Source organism: Mycobacterium neglectum, from assembly GCF_002591975.1.
GTDB classification, from domain to species: domain Bacteria; phylum Actinomycetota; class Actinomycetes; order Mycobacteriales; family Mycobacteriaceae; genus Mycobacterium; species Mycobacterium neglectum.
The window spans coordinates 1-19,467 of sequence record NZ_NVQE01000040.1; the positions used below are offsets into that span (position 1 = coordinate 1).

Consider the following 19,467-nt stretch of genomic DNA (forward strand, 5'->3'; position numbering starts at 1 on the left):
GTATGCTGTGGGAGTGCTCACTGTGACGTGATGATGTGGTTTGTTTTTTAATGGAGCGGCGGACAACCCGGATATCAACAGGGGGATTCGTGGCCAGGGTCGGATGGGTAAAGGGGACAGGTGGAACGGGGGCAAGGCCGGCCGCTTTGTCGCCAACGCCCTGTTGGCCGGGCTTAACCGTTGCGTCCTGGCCTCCGCCGCGGTGATCTTGCGCAGCAGTTCTTTCCATTTCGCCTGCAGGTCTGCGTGCACTGCGGCGGACCGCTCGGCCGCGGCGCGGGCGTCAGCGGCCGACTTCTCCGATGCCCCGGCGGCGGCGGCGGCGCGCTCACGCGCGGCTTGATAGGCCTTCATCTGGTTTGCCGTCTCGGCGACGACTATCCGCTGCAGGGACAGCTGGTCGATCAACTCCTGGGGAGAACCTGCGGTCATCACCGCCGCCAACTGACCGGTGCGTCCACTTATATACGTCGTCGCCGCCACCCGGTCGGCTGCTGCTTGGTTGGTGGCGAGTTGGGCATTCGCCACATCCAGGGCTTCGAGATCGGCGCGCTGGCGGTCTTCTGCAGCGGTTTGGGCCGCCATCTTGTCGTCGGCATCGCGTTGGGCGGCGGTGACGGCTTCCCGGGTCTGCAACGCCTGTTGGGACAACTCATCGAGCTTGGCCAGCGCGTCAGCCGCCGGGTCCGCGCTGACGTCGCCCGCTATCGCGATGGCTAACACCATGACACCGGCCGCAAATCCGCCCGCCGTTCGCCGCACAGAGTGGCGCACCCGACTCATTCGGATTTTCACGATCCTTTGATGTAAGCCCCCCGGCTACATATGTCTCGGACAGGCTATGAACTGACACCGTCAATGTCCACTCGTCCGTCAATGTGATCACCGCTGGGGATGCCGACGACCGATACTCGGACCGTTGGCGGGAAGGCGAACCGACTTGAAGGGTCCCGCCGAACAGGTACCGGATGTCGACGGAATATGCGTGACATGCCACCTGGTTGCAGGGGACGGCGTTACGGACGTCCCCGACGACCCCGACGACAAGGAGGGCAAGATGCCTCAACTCGAAGGCAAGACAGCGCTGGTCACCGGCGGCACGTCCGGCATCGGCTACGCGACGGCCCGGGCGTTCACCGACGCGGGCGCGCAGGTGTTCATCACCGGCCGCACCCGACAGCGCGTCGAGGACGCCGCAGCGTCTCTCGGTGCCGGTGTGGTGGGCGTCGCCGGCGACGTCACCAGTATCGAGGACCTGGACCGGTTGGTTGACGTCATTCGCGCCTCGGGTACCGGACTCGACATCGTCTTCGCCAACGCCGGCAGCGGTGAGTACGTGACCCTGGCGGAGGAGACGCCCGAACACCTCATCGACACGTTCAACCGTAACGTCGGAGGAACGGTGTTCACCGTGCAGAAAACCCTGCCACTGCTCAACCCCGGCGCCTCGGTCGTGCTGGCCGGCTCGACGGCGGCCACTCGGGGCACTCCGGCATTCGGCGCCTACGCCGCGGCCAAGGCTGCCATCCGGTCCTTCGGCCGCACGTGGGCGGCAGAGTTGGCCGACCGCGGAGTCCGGGTCAATACCATCGTTCCGGGCCCCATCATGACGCCCGGTCTGACGGAACTGGCTGCCGATGAAGAGGAGCGCCAAGCCCTGCTCGACGAGCTGGCGTCGAACCCGATGCAGCGGATCGGCGACGCCGAGGAGTTGGCCGCCGCCGTGGTGTTCCTCGCCTCGGACGCAAGCAGCTTCATGACAGGTTCCGAGGTTTACGTCGACGGTGGCATGAACCAGGTCTAGACGTCTGGACGTGCCTCGGCGTTATCGGACTCCCGGCGATCCGTCCCGAAATTCGTGTGACTGGTGGCGGTTCGGGCTCAGGTGGTGGCAGCCGTAGGGATGACGAGACGGCGGCTACTTGAGCCCGTCGCTGCCCGCCGGCACTCGACGCTGCTTCAGCGCGTCCAGCAACCGATGTTCGGCGTCTTCGCCGGGCTTGACACCCGTTGGGATGCGGAGCAGGAAAAACACACCGAGCACCCACCACGCACCGAACAGGATCCACGGCTGCATGTCGAGGAACGCAGGCATGCCCGGCAGGTAGAGACACAACAGCCCGGCGCAGAGCACGACGGCGGCACCGCCGATCAACAGGCCACCGTTCCCGTTCCCGCCGACCCGTAGCGGCCGATCCATCTGCGGCTCCCGTCGACGCAAAACCACGAAGACAATGGACACCAGCAGGTACGCGATGACGATGCTCGGAGAGCCGGAGTCCACGAGCCAACCGAGCATCGCCTCGCCCAAGAACGGGGCGATGAACGAAAGACCACCGATGAACAGCAGTGCGTTGATTGGAGTGCGGAACTTCGGGTGCAGCTTGCCGAACCAGGCGGGCAGCATGCCGGAGCGCGCCATCGAGTACATCAATCTCGATGCACCGAGCAGTAACGAGTTCCACGAGGTGAGGATTCCAGCGATGCCTCCTGCGATCAGGAGCTTCGCCATGAGGTCGCTGCTGAACAGGGCACCGAACGCGTCCGCGGTGGCGATGTCCGCCTCTGTCAGATCGGCCGCGCTCATCGCCGACGACGTTGTCAGGATGGTCATGACGTACCAGATGGTCGCGAGGACCACGGCGACGACGACCAAGCGTCCGACCTGACGGGCCGGCACGTTCACTTCCTCCGCGGACTGCGGGATGACGTCGAATCCGACGAACAAGAACGGGACCACCACGAGCACCGCGAAGAAACCTGCCGCGCCGCCGGTGAAGAGCGGTGCCATGTTGTCCGTTGCGCCGCCGGTGAAGGAGCCGAAGACCAGCATCAGACCAATGACCAACAGCAGCACCACGACAAACGTCTGCGCCACGCTCGCGAACTTGACCCCGAGGATGTTGATGGTGGTGATGACGACCGCGGCAATCGCGCCGACCAGTGCCCACGTGAGATAGACGGGGCTGCCCGCAACCTCCCACAGATATACCTGGTTGAGGTCCGGGAAGAGGTACAGCGCGGTTCTGGGAAGGGCCACCGCTTCGAATGCCACGATGGTCACGTAACCGCCCACGATGCCCCAGGAGCCGATAAACGACCACCGCGGGCCCATGCCGCGTAGCAAGAAGTTGTGCTCTCCTCCTGCCTTGGGCATGGCCGCCGTGAGCTCGGCGTACGTCAGGCCGACCACGCCCATGATCACACCGCCTGCGGTCATCGCCAGCACGGCTCCGAGCGTTCCCGCAGAGCCAATCCAGTCCCCCGTGAGCACCACCCAGCCGAAGCCGATCATGGCACCAAAGCCCAGGGCTAATACGTCCCAGCTGCCGAGGACTTTTAACAGCGAGGTCTCGTCGGTCTTATCGACTGGGCTTCTCGTCATTGAGAACACACCCTTCCGGTGCTCGTCTTGGCGGCAGCTGCGGGTGGAACTCAAATTAGTCGATATCGCTGCTCGTCGGTATGCCGAATGGGCGAGTGCATGGCCAAAGAGAAGACGCGATCATCGGCGCGTTCACAACCCCTGATCACAGCTCATGATGAACGTCCTTGACTGACAACACGGTTCGCTACTGCCCGTCGACGTCAGCGACGGCGCTGGTCGGCGATACGGCCCAGCCATTCCACCAAGAGATCGCGTTCAGCGGCGGAAAGGGGCAGGTCGTTGTCCCCGATGGCTTGCCGCAGAGCCGTAGCCCGCCCGGTCAATGTGCTGCGAACCTTACTTGCTCCCGAAGTGACCACGATGCTCGAGACAGCGTTCTCACGGGCGATGTCGCTCAGTTCTCGGTCCCGTTTTGCCGCCGGAATTGTCAGTTGCGTCATGACGAAACCCACGCCGCAGGATTGGAACAGACCCGTAGCGCGCTCGACGCTCATTCGCAGCTTGCCGTCGTCGGCTATCCGGGCAATCGCCTCTTGGAGCATGGCCACCGTCGTCTCGGCGGCCGCTGAGATCGCGTCACCCCGCCGCACGTTTCCGTAGATCAGTGCGAAGCAGTCGGGCTGTGCGAATCCGAAGGCGACGAACAGGTCCCATAGTCGGCGCAGATCATTGACCGGGTCCCCCGATTGCTTGAGGAGTTTGCGCTTCTTCTGTATGTAATCCTCGAGGATGTGCAGGGTGACTGCTTCGATCAGGCCGTCCTTGTCACCAAATCGGCGGTAGAGAATCGGCGGTTGCGTGCCTGCGGCAGCGGCCACCGCACGGGTGGACACCGCATCGACTCCCCCCTCCTGAAGGAGTTCTGCCGCCGCCGCCAATAATCGGTCCGACGTGGATCCACGAGCGTCAATCGGCATGTTTCCAACGATAACACTGGTGGACCCAGGCAATCAGACTCCTGAAAAGAGCGTGGAATTGGGGAAACTGTCTGCACGCCAACCTTTTTGGCCGTCATGCGCCCGTCAAGCCGCGTAGCCGCCATCGACGTTCCATGTAGCGCCGGTGACGAAACCCGCGTCGGGGCCGGCCAGGAAGCTGACCACCGCCGCAGCTTCGTGTGGTCGCCCGTACCGCCCCTGGGCAATGAACGTGCGTAGTACCTCGGCGAGTTCTCCCTCGTCGGGGTTCATATCGGTGGCGGTAGGTCCCGGCTGAACGTTGTTGATCGTGATTCCGCGCGGTGCCAGTTCACGGGCCAAGCCCCGGGTGAAGCCGGCGACGGCCCCCTTCGTCAGGGTGTAGACCGCGAATCCGGGCACGGCCATGCGGTCGGCAAATACGCTGCCGATGTTGATGATCCGACTTCCGTTGCCGAGGTGAGCAATCGCCGCCTGTGTCGCGGCGAAGACGCCGCGCACATTGACGGCGACCTGCCGATCGAACTCGTCGATGGGTAACGACTGGACATCTCCGAAGACGCCGACACCGGCGTTGTTGACAAGAATGTCGAGCCCGCCAAGGGCCGTGACCGCCTGCTGCACAGCGGCCGTGACTTGTCCGGCGTCGCCGGCGTCCGCTCGAAGTGCCACTGCCACTCCGCCATCGGCCCCAACAGCGGCGACTAACGCCTCGGCCTCGGCGGTCGAAGACACATAGGTGAAGGCAACGGCAGCTCCGTCAGCGGCGAGTCTGCGCACGATCGCCGCGCCGATCCCGCGCGCCCCACCGGTCACGAGCGCTCGTTGTCCAGTCAGGTGTGTCATCTCAGCTTCCCTTCATGTTGCCGGCGGGCAACCCGGTTGCCGGAAAGGGTTGTCCTGTGGTCCATCTCAACGGCGAGGTCGTGCGGTCCGGTCACCCGCACTGCCCATGCTACCGCCGATATCGTTGAAGTGCTAACGTTGATAACCGGCCGGCAGGTGCACGGCCCAGTCTGGGGCGAGTGGGAGTTCGCTCCGCCTATCGAGCAAGGAGAAAGATGTCCGATCACATGATCGACGGCCGGCCGTCGACCGACCCCGACCGTTGGCTGAAGTCGTACTACGCTCTGCGGGGCGCAATCTCGATCGCGTGGGTTGCCGCCGCGCTGACCGTCGGCCCGAAGTTGCCTCTCGTCGCGGCCGTGCTGTTGGTCATCTATCCGGCATGGGATGCAGTCGCCAACGTGATCGATGCGCGGCGCAACGGCGGCCTCCGGCGCAACCCGACGCAGTTGTTCAACACCGCCGTCAGCGGCCTGACCACCGTCGCAGTGGCGGTCGCTCTCTCCCACAGCATGCACGCGGTCTTGGGCGTGTTCGGTGTGTGGGCGGCTCTGTCGGGCCTGCTGCAATTGGCGACGGCGGTGCGTCGTAGGAAGCACGCAGGCGGTCAATGGGTGATGGTCATCAGCGGGGTGCAGTCTGCCGCCGCCGGCGCGAACTTTCTCCGCGAGGCAGGCGGAACCGCGCTGCCCAACGTCGCAGACATCGCGCCCTACGCCGCGTTCGGCGCCTTCTACTTCCTTGTGTCAGCGGCCTGGTTGTCCGTGGTCGCCGCGCGGCGCCGCCGAAGCGCCGATGCCACAGCAGGCCGCTGAACTGCCTACCGCGTCGGGTCTGGATCGCCCATCAGATCGGCAAGGCCCGCTGCGTACGACGCGGGGGTGAGGTCCTCGAAGAAAAGCCGCTGCACCATGAAGCCCGGGATCAGTCCGATCAGGGTGTGAGCCGTCCGTGCCGGATCAGCGTCGCTCGGCAGGTGCCCCGCGGTGATCGCGCGCTCGACATAGGTGGCCCACGCCGCGAGGCCACGGCCACCCTCGCGCCGGTAGATCGCCATGATCTCGTGGTCGCGAGCGGCCTCAGCCCAGACCTGCAGCGCCACTCGATGCAATTCGACCCCGCGCTCATCGCCTATTGCGATGACCCGCTCCAGCACAGACGCGAGCACCTGATGTGGCGGCGGAACGTCGACGGCGGCACGATCCAACACGACTGACAGTCCCTGGCCGGCCACCAGCTCGGCGATCGCCCTGATGAGGTCGGATTTGCCCTTGAAATAGAGGTACACCGCACCCGCCGACAAGCCGGACTCCGCGACCACGGCCGCCATGGACGTCTTGTGAAAACCGTCGCGAGCGACACAACGCAGCATCGCGTCAATGATCTGCTCTCGTCGTGCGGCCCGGTGCTCCTCGCTGACCTTCGGCATGGCAGCAGCATGCCACAAAATGAATATTCGTTCTTGACATGTTCGCACCAGAAATTGCACCATCCCTATACCGAAGGAACATTCGTTTTAAGGAGCCAGGATGTCCCCAAACTCGAATGGAGGCTCGATGAATCCACGGACGACGGGTGCATACGTTGGCCGGCTCTGGCATCACCCCGTCAAGTCGATGATGGGCGAGGAAGTCGGGGAGGTCCTGATCGGCCCTGGCGGTGTGGTGGGTGACCGCGCATACGGATTCTTGGACGTCGAGACAGGCAAGGTGGTAAGCGCGAAGCGTCCCAAGCGCTACAGCGCCCTGATGCAGTGCCGCGCGCGATTCCTGTCGGCGCCGCGGCCCGACGCGCCGGTCCCACCGATAGAGGTCACCTTTCCCGACGGCGCGGTGGTGCGAGATGACCCGTCCGAGCTGACGCGCCGCGTGTCGGCGCTGTTGGGTCGCGACGTGCGCCTGCTCACCAGCGCGCCGGAGGGCGCCTCAGCAGAGTTGGCCCTGCCTGGCATCGAGGGCGTCGAACCAGGAGCAATGAGATCCCTGTTCCGCGACGAAGACGGCGAGCAGATCAGGGACTTCAACGTCGGCATGGCAGCGCCTGGCACCCTCCTGGACATCGGCGCGCTGCACGTCCTGGCCGCGCGCACGCTAGGGGGGTTGGCGGCCGAATACCCTGCCGGTGATTGGGATCCGCGGCGACTGCGGCCGAACATCCTCATCGACGACGGTGGCGAACTGGGCGAGGAAGACGACTGGCTCGGCTGTCGCCTGAATATTGGCGCTGCGGTCGTCGTTCATGTCGTCATGCCAGTGCCGCGTTGCGTGATGACGACGCTCGCTCAACCTGGTTTGCCGAGGGACCTGGGTGTGCTGAAGACGATCGCTCGAGTCGGCCGCAAGCAAGTGCCCTCGCTGGGCGAGGCCGTCTGTGCCGGCAGCTATGCAGAGGTGGTCAGACCCGGCGTGGTGCGCACCGGTGATCCGGTGGACCTCCAACGCGTCGAACCTCGAGAGCATGCGCTCGCGGGGATGATCCAGAAGCTGACTGAGGGAAGAGCCGGGCCTGCGCAGACCGTCACCGAATGAGTTCCGAGGTCAGCGCTGCGACCTACATCGGCTAATACCTGACACGGTGGACCGGGCTGGGTACTGTCCGGACATAACCAGACGGTATGCCCGAGCTGACGGTTGCGCCCTGCATCAACATCGTCGGGATGACATCCGAATCCGTGTCGCTCCTAACGATGTTCACGTGTTCGATACCGAAGGCGATCGTGTCGACGCACAGTGGCGCTCTGCCCGCTCCATCCTCTAATTGCTCGCCAACGAAGGAGAAGTCATGCACAAGAACAATTCTCGCCTCCGGCGCATTACGCGTGCCGGAGCGGTCCTCGCGCTGCTGGTGACAGCGGCCTGCGCGCCGCCCGGTCCCACCGATACCGACGCCGACGCCACGTCGCCCCCGCTGGTGCAAGAGTCCACCCAGCCCGACGAGGATCCGGCGGGCTTCGATCTCGACGCACTGATCGCCGCTGCCCGCACCGAACCCGGCATCACGATCTACGACCAGACCACCAAGGTCGTCGCCACCGCCGAGGCCTTCGCCGCCAAATACGGCCTCGAGGCCACCGGGGTGAAGGTCGAGCTCGGAGCCATCGACAAAGTGTTGAAGGAAAACCAGTCCGGCAACGTCATCGGTGACGTCGTCATCAACGAGGACCTCCCCACCTACGCCGTCGAGTTGCTGGATCAGGGCGTCCTCGTCAACTGGATTCCCGGGGACATGAAAGGCTCGATCAAGCCCGAGGATCAGTACCCCCTGATCGTTCACTACGGTCCGATGGGCTGGGTCTACAACAATCAGACCTACTCGAGCTGCCCGGTGTCCAACATCTGGCAGCTCACCGACCAAGAGTTCGATGGACGCGTCGCCATGGCCGACCCGCTGAGCAATGCCAAGTACCCCTACTGGTTCAACACGATGGCCCTCAACGACGACGCCGCACTACGAAGCGCCTACAAGGAGCATTTCGGTTCGGACCTGACCACGGACCAGCCCGATGCTGCCCACGAATGGGTAAAGCGTTTCGCGCAGAACAATCCCAAGCTGACCCGTAACGACGAGGAAGTCTCCGAGGCCGTCGGCGCCCCCGGCCAGCAGGAGCCGAGTTTCGGCCCCATCTCCATGGCGAAGTTCCGCAACATCGACAAGGAGGGCTACCACCTGGCTCTCTGCGACGGCATGAAACCGTGGGCACTGCAGTCATTCCCGTCGGTGATCGCGTACGCGGCGAAGACGGACAGCCCCAACGCCGCCAAGCTCTACATCCACTACATGCTGACCGAGGAGGGCTTCGCCATTCAGCTCGCCGACGGCAAGCCCGCTGCGAACTCCGAGATATCCGCACCGGACGACCCGTCCAACGTGAAGGACTTTCTGGATCAAATGGCGCCGTTCCCGAGCGCTGACCTCGTCAGTGACTACCGCACCAAGTCCGAATGGGACGACTTCTGGCGCAGTTCGCACAGCTGACGGCGGAAGATGATCGCGATGGGCAATGGGAGGCGATCAGCGGGACGACGCCTGCGGCTTAACCCAACGCCACTGTCGGGTGGAGCATTCCTGGGCATCGGGCAAGCGATCCCGCACTGCCGCAACAACACCCGGCCACCACTGCTCGTCATAGTCATCGCCGGATAGCCAACCAGCCGGTGCCACCTTCGGTAGCCAGCCGTCGATGTCGGCGAGCACGCTGTCGTACTCATGGCGGGCGTCGAGGTGTACCCAGGCCAGGGACCCGTCGGCGAAGAGCGCCGCCGCCGCTGGTGACGGGCTGACCAAGAGGTGCACCCGGTCGGCGAACCCGCACGCGAGGACGTTGCGGTGCAACTGCCCGGCGAGGGTGCCGCCACCGTCGGCGACGGCAGCGGCATGAGAGTCCTTGGCCGCGGTGCCCTCACGTCCGCTGCCGCGGCAGGAGTCGACTCCGACCACGGTGTACTCACGATTCGACTTGTTCACCACCTCGGCGAGCGAACACAGACTGCGGCCAAGGTAGGAGCCGACCTCGACGAACGTGCTGCCTTCTGCGAAGGTCGTCACGGCCTCCTCCTGCAGGTCGCGCCAGCCGAACCAACCGTGAATCTGCGACCAGTGCGTTATCGGTGCAGTGCGGTCGTCGGCAGGTGAACTCACGAGTTCCAGCCCTTTCCCGGACGGTGCATGACGGAGGGTAGCTTCGCCGCAGTGTCGCCGACACGACCGCGAAATGGCAATGCGGCATTTCACACGGCAATCGACACAACAACATCAACGGCATGCCGCCTGGCGAGGCACCACAGGATCCTGTCCATGTCCATCGTCTAGGAGCCGACGGGCATCGTGGGCGCCTGCGGCATCGGTTAGTCCAGTCGTTTTGACGGACCTTGTGGTCCCCGTCGCCGCCACGTTCCCATATCGACTCCTGATCGAAGGTGCCAAGCACCTGACACGTGGGCTTCGCCACAGTAGAGGTGACATGTTGCCCGGCACACAGCCGATGCCGCGGGGCGACATTGCTTTCGTACCAAATGCGTTGAGGTGTATCGAATCTCATACGTCGCAGGTTGCTTTACACAGATTTAACAAGGACCATTGAGCTGGTCGGCTCAGCGGGCGATCCCCGTCACCCGACACCAAGCGCCGTCAAGGCCCCCGAGATCCGGGTGTAATCAAGGAGTTGAAAAGGAATGTCCATCACGCAGTACCGCGCCAACGCCAAGCGGGCAAGAGAACGGCGCCGCCTCTACGCGCGGATCAACAGCCTCCCCAATTCAACGGTTCGCGAGGAACTGTTGGCGATTGCCCAGCGCCATGAAATCGCACATCGCTGACGCGACACCGTCGCAGTCCAGAGCCGGTGACCCACGGGGTCGCCGGCTCTGTGGTTTCGCCGGACGCATCGGATGACACGTCCGCGGTTTCGGCCTGTCACGCCGACCGATCGCACAGATCGGTCACTCCGTCACGCGGACACAAACCTGCACACCTACCGCTGCTATCGGCCACGGTAGGCGTCACCGCGCTGGAATACGCCGACGACGGTCACGCGTTGGCGCTCATCGTCAATTCTGTAGATCACGCGGTAGGTGCCGCGGCTGGCACATCTCGACAACCGAGATGAGTCGGTAAGGTCGAGAACTAATATGGTCGAGAAGCGCAGTGTTCGGCGATTGGCACTCACGCTCGTTGTTTTAATAACGAGCACTGCCCTCGGAGCGCCTACTGCCGCGGCCGCCGAACTCAGTGACTATCGCTGGGAGCGGCGTCCACTACTGCTGTTCGCGCCTACGGAAAACGACCCACGGCTCGTTGAAACGCTGAGCCGAATCGAGGCCAGTCGCTGTGACTTTGTCAGCCGTGACATGGTGCTTGGCCTGGTGGTAACCGACGGCAACAGCACGCTCGATGGTCACGTTATCGACGCCGATGAGTCACAGGCTTTGACGAACCAGTATGCGATTGGTGAAAACGCCTTCAGCGTGCTGTTGATCGGAAAAGACGGCGGCGAGAAACTGCGCGTCAACGAGGTACCAGATCTTCAAACGATTTATAGCGTGATCGATGGCATGCCGATGCGAAGCCGCGAGATGAATGCCGACCCAAGTCGGTGTTGACCCCGCGCACATGTTCAGAGGCCATCGATTACAGCGTGGGCTTGTCGGCATCTTGTTCGCATGCTCGGCGACTCTGGTTGTGTCGTGCGGAAGCGACGGGCGATCCCCCACCGCAGACGAGACGACGAACGCGCCAGAGGCTGCTGGCTCGTCCGCCCGGGCAGTCGCGTCTGACGGGTCCGACGTCGTTCTCGTCGACCTTGGCGTGGCCGGCGAGGTAGCCACCTGGACAGCGGTCAACGACCCTGTCATGGGCGGTATGTCCACCTCGCGGATTACGTTCGACGACGGTGGCGGCCTCGTGTTCTCGGGGGACATCTCGCTGGAGAACAATGGCGGGTTCGCCTCGGCCCGCAGTTCGCAGGACCCCGATATCGGGCGAAGAGCAATGGGCGCCAAGTCAATCCGCGTGCACGCTCTGGGCGACGGCAAGACCTACTTGTTGAAGGTGGGCACTGAAGGGCAGCCCTGGTCCTACATCCAGCGCTTCACCACCGAGGCCGCCGTGCAGCGGACATACGAACTGCCCATCGAGAGCTTCCAGCCGGTTGGCATGCGCCTCGATCCCGCACCCAACGCGCCGCAGACCCTGGATCCCTCACGCATCAGCCAGGTGTCGGTCTACATTCTCGACAAACAGCAGGGGCCCTTCGAACTCACCATCAGCGCGATTGACGCCACAGCCTGACGACACCTCCGCAAGTGGTCTCCGCTGGCGACGACGATCTGTTCAGTCAGTCCAGCGGCAGCCCGTAGTGCTGTCAAAATTATCCAAGACAGCTCGCCGGAACGGTGCCATCGTCGGACCCATGACGGAACAAACAGGCGATGTCGAAACGTTCACGCGGCTCTGTAACAACTGGGACGATGCGCTCCTCGCGAACGACGTCGATCGCATCGCCGCCTTCACCACACCGGGATGGATATTCGTATCGCAAGACGGTGTGGTTGCTGGCAGTCAGTTCTTGGCGTCTGTCGCGAGTGGCGCAGTGCTCCACGACACCTTCAGCAGCGAGGTGGTCTCAGTGGTCGACCTCGGCGACGTCGCGGTCATCGTCGCTCGGGTCGTCAACACCGGTACGTATCAAGGCGAGCGGTTCGAGAACGACGAATGGACCTCCGACGTCTTCGTACGCCGCGACGGGCGCTGGCTCTGTGAGTTGACCCACCTCACGCCGGCAAGAAAGCCCCACTGAGTAAGACCGTCCACTAGGCCATCCACGCCGTCGTCTCCGCGACCGACCGTCGCGGAGTGGCGGGACAATCGGACGCGTTCGCGGGCGCGGAGCCGAGCCGGATGAGCGTCTGTGGATAGGCTTCGGCGTCGAAGAGCTCGCACGCAAGCGCCAATCGGTCGCGCATGTCACTGATGGGCTCGGTCAGAGCGCAGGACGCCAGTCCGAGTGCGGTGGCTGACAGCAGCAGATGGCTCAGCGCCTCTCCCGCACGCAACCGCGAGGCATCGTCGTCGGTCTCCGTGGCAAGGACCAGCAGGGCGCCGTCGGCGGCGCCGCGGCGCGGGCCGTCGTCGAATTCGCGTCCGTATGTCAATCGAATTGCGCCCTCCGGCAACCGCATCCAGTGGAGTTTGGGCACGACACTCATTTGGACACCGTATCGAGCGGCTCGGATGAGCAGCAGCTCGAGAGTCGACGGAGGCAGAGGTGACGCCGCGTAATCGCGTCGGTCCGACCTGCGCAGCGGGATCGCGGTTGCCAGTTCGACGACAGCGTCGGAAGGGGCGCGGTCGATCAGCTCGAACGACGCCAGGTGGCCGTCGTCGGGAAAGCGGCGGATGCGAGCTTGCCAACCCGCCGCGGCGAAGCTCACCGAACAATGATTCAGCACGGAGCCACACCCCAGCAGTACGTTGCGCCGGTCGGCTTCGGCGTCGCCAACCCTCCGGTCCCAATCGGCGTCCAGATGTAGTCCTGCGTCGTCGACCTGCCAACGCCAGGGCTGCGAATTGCGCACCGAGGGCGCCCACGCGGCGAGTTCCAGGACTCGATGCAGCTTGGCCGTATCGGGAAAGTCGCTTGGCAACCCGTCTCCATCGTGAGGTACCGGTGCGGGCCTGTATGGTCTCATATTCGGCAGCGGGTTCACCGGCGGCTTTGCGCTGCCCGTTCCCCTGTGTCACCTGCAAGCGTCGCCGGCGACCATTCCGGGTGGCGCGTTGCGGGAACGGCTGCCTCTCAGCGGATTTCGACGGGCTGCATGTTGTGCTGGGAGCGACGCTCGTAGACGTACGTCACGCCAGTCGGATACTCGACCGTGCGTTCGGGCTGCGTCGGCTGACGAGACTCGAGCCGTGAAACCTCGCGCCGCATGGGTGGGAATGCGCCCGCGTGCCAGCGAGACCGCCGACGACGCGGCGTCGAGCGCTAGTCGTTCGCGTGTCCGGGGTCGGATACGGCGTGGTCAGGCCAGCAGCGATTCCGGCGTGTTCCAACGCATGCCATCGAATCGACCGAAATCGCTGTCATATGTGACGACACTCGCGCGGTGCTCGATTGCCAGCGCTGCGAGGTGGGCGTCGTTTACGAGGTTTCCGCCGGCACCCACCTGCGACAGCAAGTCGGACAGCACGTCGGGGTGTCGGGTGGTCGGGTGGACGAGCACTGCGCTCGGTGCCGCGCACCAGTCCCGGATCTGTGCCATCGCATCCTGCGGGCTGAGCGGAGACGGAAACAAACCGTGCTTTGTGGTGAGCCGGGCGAAGGCCAGTAGTGGCACCCATGCCAACCCAACTATGTCAGCGCCTGACAAAGCGCCGTCGAGCCAACGCCTGCTTGCTTCATGATGCTCACTCGCCGAATTCACTGCGTACAACAGGACGTTGGCGTCGACGATTCTCATGCTCCCCGCCGCTGACGGCGAACGAGCTCCTCGTCTTCGAGTTCAGCGGCCAGCTGGAGCGCTCGATCCAAACTCACCGACGGGACACCCAGATCCGCCGAGCGCGTTGCGAACGCGGCCGGCGCGGGCCTGCCCGCAGCACCGTCTCGGATCGCGTCGTTCAGAGCTTGTTTGAAGGACAATCCCCGCTCGGCCATCCGCCGCCTGATCAATGCGAGCGTGTCGTCATCGAGAGTCACCGTCGTGCGCATATGACAGCCTAGCATCAGTATTGATGACAGCATGCTATCAAGCGTCCGCTCCCCGAACGCTGCTCAGGATTGCGTTTCGGCTGTCGAGGTGAGTTCGTCTGCGACAAACGCGTCTGCCTGAACGTTCGGCCAACTTGCCTAGACGCGGAATGTCTGGTCGCCGCTGCAAGCCCGGCAGGATGTGGAGATTGGTCCTACTAGGCCGCGACGCGTCGCCGCGGTGCGTTACGTAGGGAGCGTCGCCGCAGTGTGTGCGGTCACTCCTGGGGTGGGGCCGCACCGGAGGGGATCTTGATGCCGGTCACGGTCCACGCCGACACATCGGCGAGGCGGATGCGCAGCGAGTCGTGTTCGACGACCGTACCGGCGACGTAGCAGCGGGCTTTGCGCAGGTGGAGGAAGATTCTGGGCTGCTCGGTTTCGAGCGCGCCGATACGGCCGGCGACATCGTCGGCGTCGTTCATGGAGAAGAACTTGGCAACGTACTGGCCGAAATATGAACCGGGCACCGTGATACCCGTCGCTGCGCCCCACGGCAGATACACCGTCACCTCGATGCCGACCGCGGCGGCCTCCGAGTCGAGGTGACGCAAGATCGTGTCCGTACCCACCGATCCGGGATTCGAGGCAGCCATACGGCGATCGTAGAACACTTTCTATCCCTGACAAGATGCAAAATCTATCGCGGCGAGGGTAGACATTTCCCTTTGGCGCGGATAGAGTTCGTCGTGTAGCGACACAGAGGGTGATTGGCACGGGAGATGACGGAACTACCCGTGAGGTACAGAAAGGGCGGCCGCGACCTGGAGTCCGTGATGGTCGGGACAGTCGATGGCCGCTGAGAATGGCAGGTAGTAGGTAAGTGCAGTTCCCGCACAAGGAAGGAGGAGTTACCGTCGGATCGCCCGCGTTGTTCATCAGCCGGGCCGATGCCGCAGATTTCACAGCAGTATCGAAGGATGGTAGTGATCTCCTCAGGGCCGGCGCCCCCGGTGCGACTAATTCCGGGGCGCCGGCCCTTTACTGTGGGTGGGCCATTGCTTCGGGCGCCAGGCCGCCCGCCGGTCCTGTGAAAGGTGTTGATTCAGACGACTAGCGGTCCAGCCGGCGGTGATCCGAACGACAAGTTCGATGACGAGGACTACCCGGCCTACAGCATGGGTAGTGCTGCCCAGATCCTCGGCACAACACCGGGATTCCTTCGAAGCCTCGACGAGGCGAACCTACTCGTTCCCCACCGCTCAGAAGGCGGACATCGTCGCTACTCACGCTATCAACTACGGGTAGCAGCCAGAGCCCGCGAACTCGTCGACCGAGGCACCGCCTTGGAGGCTGCCTGCCGCATCATCGTTCTCGAAGATCAACTCGCAGAGGCCCAAGCGCTCAACACCGAACTCCACCGTCGCCTGAACGCCCGCTAAATCTGTCGCCAGCGATGCCGAGTCGGCGGACCGTGCCAAGTCTGGCGGTGCCCCGCTCCCGCGTTCACCGACTCGGGGTGGGACGTGCGGTCCCGCCAGCTCTGTGTCTGAACCAGCGGGACCTGATGTGTGCGATGGCCGGCCACCGCACGCACTTGAATTCAAGCGTTTCCCCGCAGCCGATCGACCCAAACGTTCGGACGGACCTACGGAAGGGGGATGATCGCGGGATGACATCGCAGAACCACGCTCTTGCGCTGCGCATGGCGGAGTTGGCGCAGGTGATCGCGTTGCGCCCGATCGACGACGTGCTCGTCGACGTCACCGCGGCCGCGAAGGAACTGATTCCCGGCGTCGACATCGCCGGTGTACTCCTCGTCGGCACAGGCGGAACCCACCAAACGCTCGCGCCCACATCCGACCTCATGTTCGAGCTCGACGATCTGCAGATGACCACTGGCGAGGGGCCTTGCCTGCAGGCCGCGCTGGACGAGGTCGTGATCCGCACCGACGACTTCCGCGACGAGCCACGCTTTCCCCACTACGCCCCCAAGGTCGCTGAGCTCGGCCTTCGCAGCGCACTGTCGCTCAAGTTGTACACCGCCGACCGCACCGCGGGCGCGCTGAACCTGTTCGGATATGAGCCGAATCTGTGGGACACCGAGGCCGAAACCATCGGGATGGTGCTCGCCGCGCATGCCGCCGCAGCGATCCTGGCGACCCGCGAAGGCGATCAACTCAATTCGGCGCTGTCCACGCGCGACCGGATCGGCCAGGCCAAAGGCATCCTCATGGAACGCTACAAAGTCGACGACGTCCGCGCATTCGCCATGCTTCGACAACTGTCTCAAGACACCAACACCAAGCTCGTCGACATCGCACAGCGCGTCATCGACACACGCGCGGATTGACAGCGTGGTGAACTCGCGGCGAGCCAGCCCGCCGATGTACAAGAGTCGAACGCTAAACCTGGTGATACGGGCCTCCGGCAAAGGTCTCTCAGTTATCGGTCGAGCGGGCAGCGAAGCTCTGTAACAGCGCGTTCGCGACGAGCGAAGGAAGGCGGGGCATCCGGACCGTGAGATCAACATCCCCATTGCTTTTCACCTGGCGCGTGGTTGAGCGACTGCAGGGCTGAAAGCCGACTTATCAACATCGGTACGCCGTGTTCAGAGAGCTGTTGCCCCCTGACGTGTTTGACAACCACCGCCGGCAGCTGCTGGATCCGTTTGTCCTCTGCTCAACCGCGGTGCGTAGTCAGACTGCCGTAGTGCCGCCGTCGACAACCAACTCCATACCATTGACAAAGCTCGAATCGTCCGAGGCGAGGAACAATGCGACCGTCGCTATCTCCTGAGGGCTGCCGTTCTCTCCCCGTGGGATCAACGCCTCCCGCGCTTCCATCGCCGCCTTAGTCTCGTCGTCGAACATCTGCTCCTGTCCTGGCGCGACGACCTGGCCCGGGGTCAGTACGTTGACGCGGATCCTCCTGTCCTTCAACTCGGCCAACCACACGCGGGCGTACGCATGCAGCGCAGCCTTGCTCGCGGCGTAGACACTCCAGGCCGGATAGCCCCTCACCGAAGCGATCGACCCGGTCATAAAGATCGAGCCACCGTCGTTGAACAGTGGCAACGCTTTCTGCACCGTGAACAGCGTGCCGCGCGCGTTCAGCCCGAAAGTGGCATCGAAGTGCTCCGCGGTGATCTCGCCGAGCTTGCCTTCCTCGGCCGTCCCGGCACTGGTCCACAACACGTCGATGGCGCCTTTTTCCTGCCTGACCGCGTCGAACAACCGGTCCAGATCATCCAGGTTGGCCGAATCAGCCTGCACGGCAGTCACATCCCGGCCGATCAACTCGACGGCTTCGTCCAGAGCTTCCTGCCGCCGACCTGAGATGACAACATGAGCTCCTTCCTCAACGAACAACTTGGCACCGGCCAGCGCCATACCACTTGATCCGCCAGTGATCACCGCTACCTTGCCGTCAAGCTTTCCCATGACCACTCCATTTGGCGATTACCTGGCTGGCGAAGTCAAGCATCTGGTCGAGGATGGGGAACAGTGCGAAGGTGTCCACGATCGCCTCATCGATACCGGACCCGGCGAGTCGTTCGAGCTTGTTGGCAACCGAGTCAACGGATGTGCCAGGTTCGAGGTTGATCCGCATGGCGATTTTCAGCGCGTCGGGATCGCGGTCGGCGTCCTGCGCTGCGCGGCGGGCAATCGACCACAGGTGGTTGGACGAGTCTTGCAGCCCGTCGACGCCGAGCCAGCCGGTGCCGATGCGGCCGACCCTGCGCATAGTGGCCTCGCTTGCCCCGCCGATCCAGATGGGCGGGCCGCCAGCCTGGACCGGGCGCAGGTCGGCATGGACCGGCGGCAGAGAGATGAATTCGCTGTCCCAGGACACCGGGGTGGTCGTCCACCACAGGTGCAGGAACGCCAGCAGGTCGTCGAGCATCCGTCCGCGCTGGTGCCAGTTCGCGCCGCGCGCGATGTCGAGTTCGTCCTTCATCCAGCCGACGCCGACGCCAACGTCGAGGCGGCCGTCGCTGAGCACCTCGAGTGTGGTCAGAAGCCGGGCCAGGTGCGTAGGCTCGTAATAGAACGTGTTGAGCGTACTGGCGTTGAGCCGAACCCGGCTGGTCGCCGTCGCGGCGACCGTCCACAGCAGCACCGGATCGAGGTATCGGGTCATCTGCGACGGGTACGGCTGCTCCTTGCCCGGATAGGTGCTCTGCATGTCTACCGGTGTGAGCAACCGATCGGCGACCCACAGGGTGTCATAACCGAGATCCTCGAGCCCGCGGCAGAACGCGCTCAGGCCGACGGCGCTGCTGATAGCGGGCCCGACTGTGGGAATCGCGAAACCTAGCTTCATCACGAGGCCCCTCTGCCCACAGCCGGTCGCCAGCCTTCATTGACTTCTTTCATAGCAATACCTTTCGGTGAACCATCAACGATTAGGTGGCGTGACAGTGCCCGCGTTCGTGCGCTGCTTTACCTAACGGTGCGGTGCGGCTCAACCGGAAAATTCGGTCACACCGAGGGCGAAGTCGAAGTTCCCCACCCCGTGTTGGGCGAGACCGATCATCACCAGGCCCGTTCCTTCGAGGTAGTGCGCCATGTTCAGGCCGCCGACGTCGAGCGGGCGCAGCTTGAGGCTCTCGATGAACTCCGCAACGGCCGTCTTGGCGCGCTCGTCGTCGCCGGCGATGAAGACGTCCAGCGGCCGGCCCTTGGCCAGGACAGCGCCGAAGGTGGTGTTGAACGCCTTCACCACTCGGGCGCTGGCCGGGGCCGCCCCGGCAACGTCTTGCGCGATCGAGGTGCCATCGGGGATGGCGAGCCCGTCGCCCGTGGAATTGACGGGGTTGCAGATGTCGACGATGACCTTGCCCGCGAGGGCGTCTCCGTACTGGCCGACGACCGGTACGACGTTGGCGTACCCGAGGGCCACGATGACGATGTCGCCGGCCGGGACGGCGCCGAACTCTCCCGCCGTGGTGCTGCCGCCGAGTGTCTTGGCCAGATCAGTGGCCTTGGACTGATCGCGGCCGATGACCTCGACGGTGTTGCCGCCTGCTACCGCTAGCGTGGCGATGGTGCTGGCCATATTTCCGGTGCCGATGATGCTGATATTGCTCATGAGCTGTCCTATCTTGATTGATTGTCGAACGGTTG

Annotated in this window: 24 protein-coding genes; 10 read left to right on the forward strand and 14 right to left on the reverse strand. The window is 64.0% G+C overall.

Annotated elements, in window-relative coordinates; translation table 11 throughout:
* Positions 1-783 (reverse strand): coiled-coil domain-containing protein (locus CSQ99_RS24145; protein WP_425437866.1); only part of this gene is annotated, 783 nt, incomplete at its 3' end.
* Positions 784-1,057: 274 nt separating this feature from the next.
* Here CSQ99_RS24145 and CSQ99_RS24150 point away from each other — a divergent pair.
* Positions 1,058-1,804, forward strand: coding sequence for an SDR family oxidoreductase (locus CSQ99_RS24150; RefSeq protein ID WP_099041579.1), 747 nt, complete (start codon positions 1,058-1,060; stop codon positions 1,802-1,804).
* A gap of 114 nt (positions 1,805-1,918) precedes the next feature.
* Here CSQ99_RS24150 and CSQ99_RS24155 read toward each other — a convergent pair whose 3' ends face one another.
* From CSQ99_RS24155 to CSQ99_RS24165, 3 genes are all read right to left on the reverse strand, one after another.
* The gene (locus CSQ99_RS24155) at positions 1,919-3,385 is read right to left on the reverse strand and encodes an APC family permease (RefSeq protein ID WP_099041537.1); all 1,467 of its coding nucleotides are present in this window, start codon (positions 3,383-3,385) and stop codon (positions 1,919-1,921) included.
* 203 nt (positions 3,386-3,588) lie between these two features.
* A complete protein-coding gene (locus tag CSQ99_RS24160; protein WP_099041538.1) occupies positions 3,589-4,305 on the reverse strand; it encodes a TetR/AcrR family transcriptional regulator in 717 nt (238 codons plus the stop codon).
* A 105-nt stretch (positions 4,306-4,410) separates the two neighbouring features.
* The gene (locus tag CSQ99_RS24165) at positions 4,411-5,151 is read right to left on the reverse strand and encodes an SDR family oxidoreductase (RefSeq protein ID WP_099041539.1); all 741 of its coding nucleotides are present in this window, start codon (positions 5,149-5,151) and stop codon (positions 4,411-4,413) included.
* Between the two features lie 215 nt (positions 5,152-5,366).
* Between CSQ99_RS24165 and CSQ99_RS24170 the strand changes: the two genes are divergently transcribed.
* A complete protein-coding gene (locus tag CSQ99_RS24170) occupies positions 5,367-5,966 on the forward strand; it encodes a DUF308 domain-containing protein (RefSeq protein ID WP_099041540.1) in 600 nt (199 codons plus the stop codon).
* Positions 5,967-5,971: 5 nt separating this feature from the next.
* On the opposite strand, the gene CSQ99_RS24175 is transcribed toward CSQ99_RS24170, so the two are convergent.
* Positions 5,972-6,580, reverse strand: a complete 609-nt coding sequence (locus CSQ99_RS24175; protein WP_176561198.1) for a TetR/AcrR family transcriptional regulator — start codon at positions 6,578-6,580, stop codon at positions 5,972-5,974.
* A gap of 127 nt (positions 6,581-6,707) precedes the next feature.
* Here CSQ99_RS24175 and CSQ99_RS24180 point away from each other — a divergent pair, with 127 nt between their 5' ends.
* Together CSQ99_RS24180 and CSQ99_RS24190 are read left to right on the forward strand one after the other, a co-directional pair.
* Positions 6,708-7,679, forward strand: coding sequence for an MOSC domain-containing protein (locus CSQ99_RS24180; RefSeq protein ID WP_176561199.1), 972 nt, complete (start codon positions 6,708-6,710; stop codon positions 7,677-7,679).
* 253 nt (positions 7,680-7,932) lie between these two features.
* Positions 7,933-9,126, forward strand: a complete 1,194-nt coding sequence (locus CSQ99_RS24190) for an ABC transporter substrate-binding protein (protein WP_099041580.1) — start codon at positions 7,933-7,935, stop codon at positions 9,124-9,126.
* 36 nt (positions 9,127-9,162) lie between these two features.
* Here CSQ99_RS24190 and CSQ99_RS24195 read toward each other — a convergent pair whose 3' ends face one another.
* A complete protein-coding gene (locus CSQ99_RS24195; protein ID WP_099041544.1) occupies positions 9,163-9,789 on the reverse strand; it encodes a class I SAM-dependent methyltransferase in 627 nt (208 codons plus the stop codon).
* A 533-nt stretch (positions 9,790-10,322) separates the two neighbouring features.
* Here CSQ99_RS24195 and CSQ99_RS31065 point away from each other — a divergent pair.
* The 4 genes from CSQ99_RS31065 to CSQ99_RS24215 all read left to right on the forward strand — a co-directional run bounded on the left by CSQ99_RS31065 (position 10,323) and on the right by CSQ99_RS24215 (position 12,445).
* The gene (locus CSQ99_RS31065) at positions 10,323-10,466 is read left to right on the forward strand and encodes a hypothetical protein (RefSeq protein WP_099041545.1); all 144 of its coding nucleotides are present in this window, start codon (positions 10,323-10,325) and stop codon (positions 10,464-10,466) included.
* Between the two features lie 312 nt (positions 10,467-10,778).
* On the forward strand, positions 10,779-11,249 hold the full coding sequence (locus CSQ99_RS24205) for a DUF4174 domain-containing protein (protein WP_099041546.1): 471 nt from the start codon (positions 10,779-10,781) through the stop codon (positions 11,247-11,249).
* Positions 11,227-11,937, forward strand: coding sequence for a CIA30 family protein (locus CSQ99_RS24210; protein WP_245909060.1), 711 nt, complete (start codon positions 11,227-11,229; stop codon positions 11,935-11,937). Before CSQ99_RS24205 ends, CSQ99_RS24210 begins: the two co-directional genes overlap by 23 nt.
* Before the next feature lie 121 nt (positions 11,938-12,058).
* Positions 12,059-12,445: a nuclear transport factor 2 family protein gene (locus CSQ99_RS24215; RefSeq protein ID WP_099041547.1), complete on the forward strand. Its 387-nt coding sequence runs from the start codon at positions 12,059-12,061 to the stop codon at positions 12,443-12,445.
* 13 nt (positions 12,446-12,458) lie between these two features.
* Here the strand turns inward: CSQ99_RS24215 and CSQ99_RS24220 are convergent, their stop codons facing one another.
* The 5 genes from CSQ99_RS24220 to CSQ99_RS24235 form a co-directional block, all read right to left on the reverse strand.
* Complete coding sequence (locus CSQ99_RS24220) at positions 12,459-13,292, reverse strand: nitroreductase (RefSeq protein WP_099041548.1); 834 nt, start codon at positions 13,290-13,292, stop codon at positions 12,459-12,461.
* Positions 13,293-13,444: 152 nt separating this feature from the next.
* The gene (locus CSQ99_RS31715) at positions 13,445-13,579 is read right to left on the reverse strand and encodes a hypothetical protein (protein ID WP_281258509.1); all 135 of its coding nucleotides are present in this window, start codon (positions 13,577-13,579) and stop codon (positions 13,445-13,447) included.
* A 91-nt stretch (positions 13,580-13,670) separates the two neighbouring features.
* Positions 13,671-14,108: a type II toxin-antitoxin system VapC family toxin gene (locus tag CSQ99_RS24225; RefSeq protein WP_099041549.1), complete on the reverse strand. Its 438-nt coding sequence runs from the start codon at positions 14,106-14,108 to the stop codon at positions 13,671-13,673.
* Positions 14,105-14,359 (reverse strand): antitoxin, encoded by a 255-nt coding sequence (locus tag CSQ99_RS24230; RefSeq protein ID WP_099041550.1) that lies wholly within the window; start codon positions 14,357-14,359, stop codon positions 14,105-14,107. The genes CSQ99_RS24225 and CSQ99_RS24230 overlap by 4 nt, the downstream gene beginning before the upstream one ends.
* 257 nt (positions 14,360-14,616) lie before the next feature.
* Complete coding sequence (locus CSQ99_RS24235; protein WP_099041551.1) at positions 14,617-14,994, reverse strand: hypothetical protein; 378 nt, start codon at positions 14,992-14,994, stop codon at positions 14,617-14,619.
* A gap of 444 nt (positions 14,995-15,438) precedes the next feature.
* Here CSQ99_RS24235 and CSQ99_RS24240 point away from each other — a divergent pair, with 444 nt between their 5' ends.
* Both CSQ99_RS24240 and CSQ99_RS24245 read left to right on the forward strand, forming a co-directional pair.
* Positions 15,439-15,780: a helix-turn-helix domain-containing protein gene (locus tag CSQ99_RS24240; protein ID WP_425437865.1), complete on the forward strand. Its 342-nt coding sequence runs from the start codon at positions 15,439-15,441 to the stop codon at positions 15,778-15,780.
* A 230-nt stretch (positions 15,781-16,010) separates the two neighbouring features.
* Positions 16,011-16,691 (forward strand): GAF and ANTAR domain-containing protein, encoded by a 681-nt coding sequence (locus CSQ99_RS24245; RefSeq protein ID WP_099041552.1) that lies wholly within the window; start codon positions 16,011-16,013, stop codon positions 16,689-16,691.
* A 346-nt stretch (positions 16,692-17,037) separates the two neighbouring features.
* On the opposite strand, the gene CSQ99_RS24250 is transcribed toward CSQ99_RS24245, so the two are convergent.
* From CSQ99_RS24250 to CSQ99_RS24260, 3 genes are all read right to left on the reverse strand, one after another.
* On the reverse strand, positions 17,038-17,781 hold the full coding sequence (locus CSQ99_RS24250) for an SDR family NAD(P)-dependent oxidoreductase (protein WP_099041553.1): 744 nt from the start codon (positions 17,779-17,781) through the stop codon (positions 17,038-17,040).
* Positions 17,768-18,664, reverse strand: a complete 897-nt coding sequence (locus tag CSQ99_RS24255) for a TIGR03619 family F420-dependent LLM class oxidoreductase (RefSeq protein ID WP_099041554.1) — start codon at positions 18,662-18,664, stop codon at positions 17,768-17,770. The genes CSQ99_RS24250 and CSQ99_RS24255 overlap by 14 nt, the downstream gene beginning before the upstream one ends.
* A 141-nt stretch (positions 18,665-18,805) precedes the next feature.
* Positions 18,806-19,432 (reverse strand): NADPH-dependent F420 reductase, encoded by a 627-nt coding sequence (locus CSQ99_RS24260; RefSeq protein ID WP_099041555.1) that lies wholly within the window; start codon positions 19,430-19,432, stop codon positions 18,806-18,808.
* Positions 19,433-19,467 lie beyond the last annotated feature (35 nt).

Bases quoted from the DNA above. Each gene is read 5' to 3' on its own strand.
- CSQ99_RS24150 (WP_099041579.1), top strand. From the start codon at position 1,058: ATGCCTCAACTCGAAGGCAAGACAGCGCTGGTCACCGGCGGCACGTCC.
- CSQ99_RS24155 (WP_099041537.1), bottom strand. From the start codon at position 3,385: ATGACGAGAAGCCCAGTCGATAAGACCGACGAGACCTCGCTGTTAAAA.
- CSQ99_RS24160 (WP_099041538.1), bottom strand. From the start codon at position 4,305: ATGCCGATTGACGCTCGTGGATCCACGTCGGACCGATTATTGGCGGCG.
- CSQ99_RS24165 (WP_099041539.1), bottom strand. From the start codon at position 5,151: ATGACACACCTGACTGGACAACGAGCGCTCGTGACCGGTGGGGCGCGC.
- CSQ99_RS24170 (WP_099041540.1), top strand. From the start codon at position 5,367: ATGTCCGATCACATGATCGACGGCCGGCCGTCGACCGACCCCGACCGT.
- CSQ99_RS24175 (WP_176561198.1), bottom strand. From the start codon at position 6,580: ATGCCGAAGGTCAGCGAGGAGCACCGGGCCGCACGACGAGAGCAGATC.
- CSQ99_RS24180 (WP_176561199.1), top strand. From the start codon at position 6,708: ATGAATCCACGGACGACGGGTGCATACGTTGGCCGGCTCTGGCATCAC.
- CSQ99_RS24190 (WP_099041580.1), top strand. From the start codon at position 7,933: ATGCACAAGAACAATTCTCGCCTCCGGCGCATTACGCGTGCCGGAGCG.
- CSQ99_RS31065 (WP_099041545.1), top strand. From the start codon at position 10,323: ATGTCCATCACGCAGTACCGCGCCAACGCCAAGCGGGCAAGAGAACGG.
- CSQ99_RS24205 (WP_099041546.1), top strand. From the start codon at position 10,779: ATGGTCGAGAAGCGCAGTGTTCGGCGATTGGCACTCACGCTCGTTGTT.
- CSQ99_RS24210 (WP_245909060.1), top strand. From the start codon at position 11,227: ATGCCGACCCAAGTCGGTGTTGACCCCGCGCACATGTTCAGAGGCCAT.
- CSQ99_RS24215 (WP_099041547.1), top strand. From the start codon at position 12,059: ATGACGGAACAAACAGGCGATGTCGAAACGTTCACGCGGCTCTGTAAC.
- CSQ99_RS31715 (WP_281258509.1), bottom strand. From the start codon at position 13,579: ATGCGGCGCGAGGTTTCACGGCTCGAGTCTCGTCAGCCGACGCAGCCC.
- CSQ99_RS24225 (WP_099041549.1), bottom strand. From the start codon at position 14,108: ATGAGAATCGTCGACGCCAACGTCCTGTTGTACGCAGTGAATTCGGCG.
- CSQ99_RS24230 (WP_099041550.1), bottom strand. From the start codon at position 14,359: ATGCGCACGACGGTGACTCTCGATGACGACACGCTCGCATTGATCAGG.
- CSQ99_RS24235 (WP_099041551.1), bottom strand. From the start codon at position 14,994: ATGGCTGCCTCGAATCCCGGATCGGTGGGTACGGACACGATCTTGCGT.
- CSQ99_RS24245 (WP_099041552.1), top strand. From the start codon at position 16,011: ATGACATCGCAGAACCACGCTCTTGCGCTGCGCATGGCGGAGTTGGCG.
- CSQ99_RS24250 (WP_099041553.1), bottom strand. From the start codon at position 17,781: ATGGGAAAGCTTGACGGCAAGGTAGCGGTGATCACTGGCGGATCAAGT.
- CSQ99_RS24255 (WP_099041554.1), bottom strand. From the start codon at position 18,664: ATGAAGCTAGGTTTCGCGATTCCCACAGTCGGGCCCGCTATCAGCAGC.
- CSQ99_RS24260 (WP_099041555.1), bottom strand. From the start codon at position 19,432: ATGAGCAATATCAGCATCATCGGCACCGGAAATATGGCCAGCACCATC.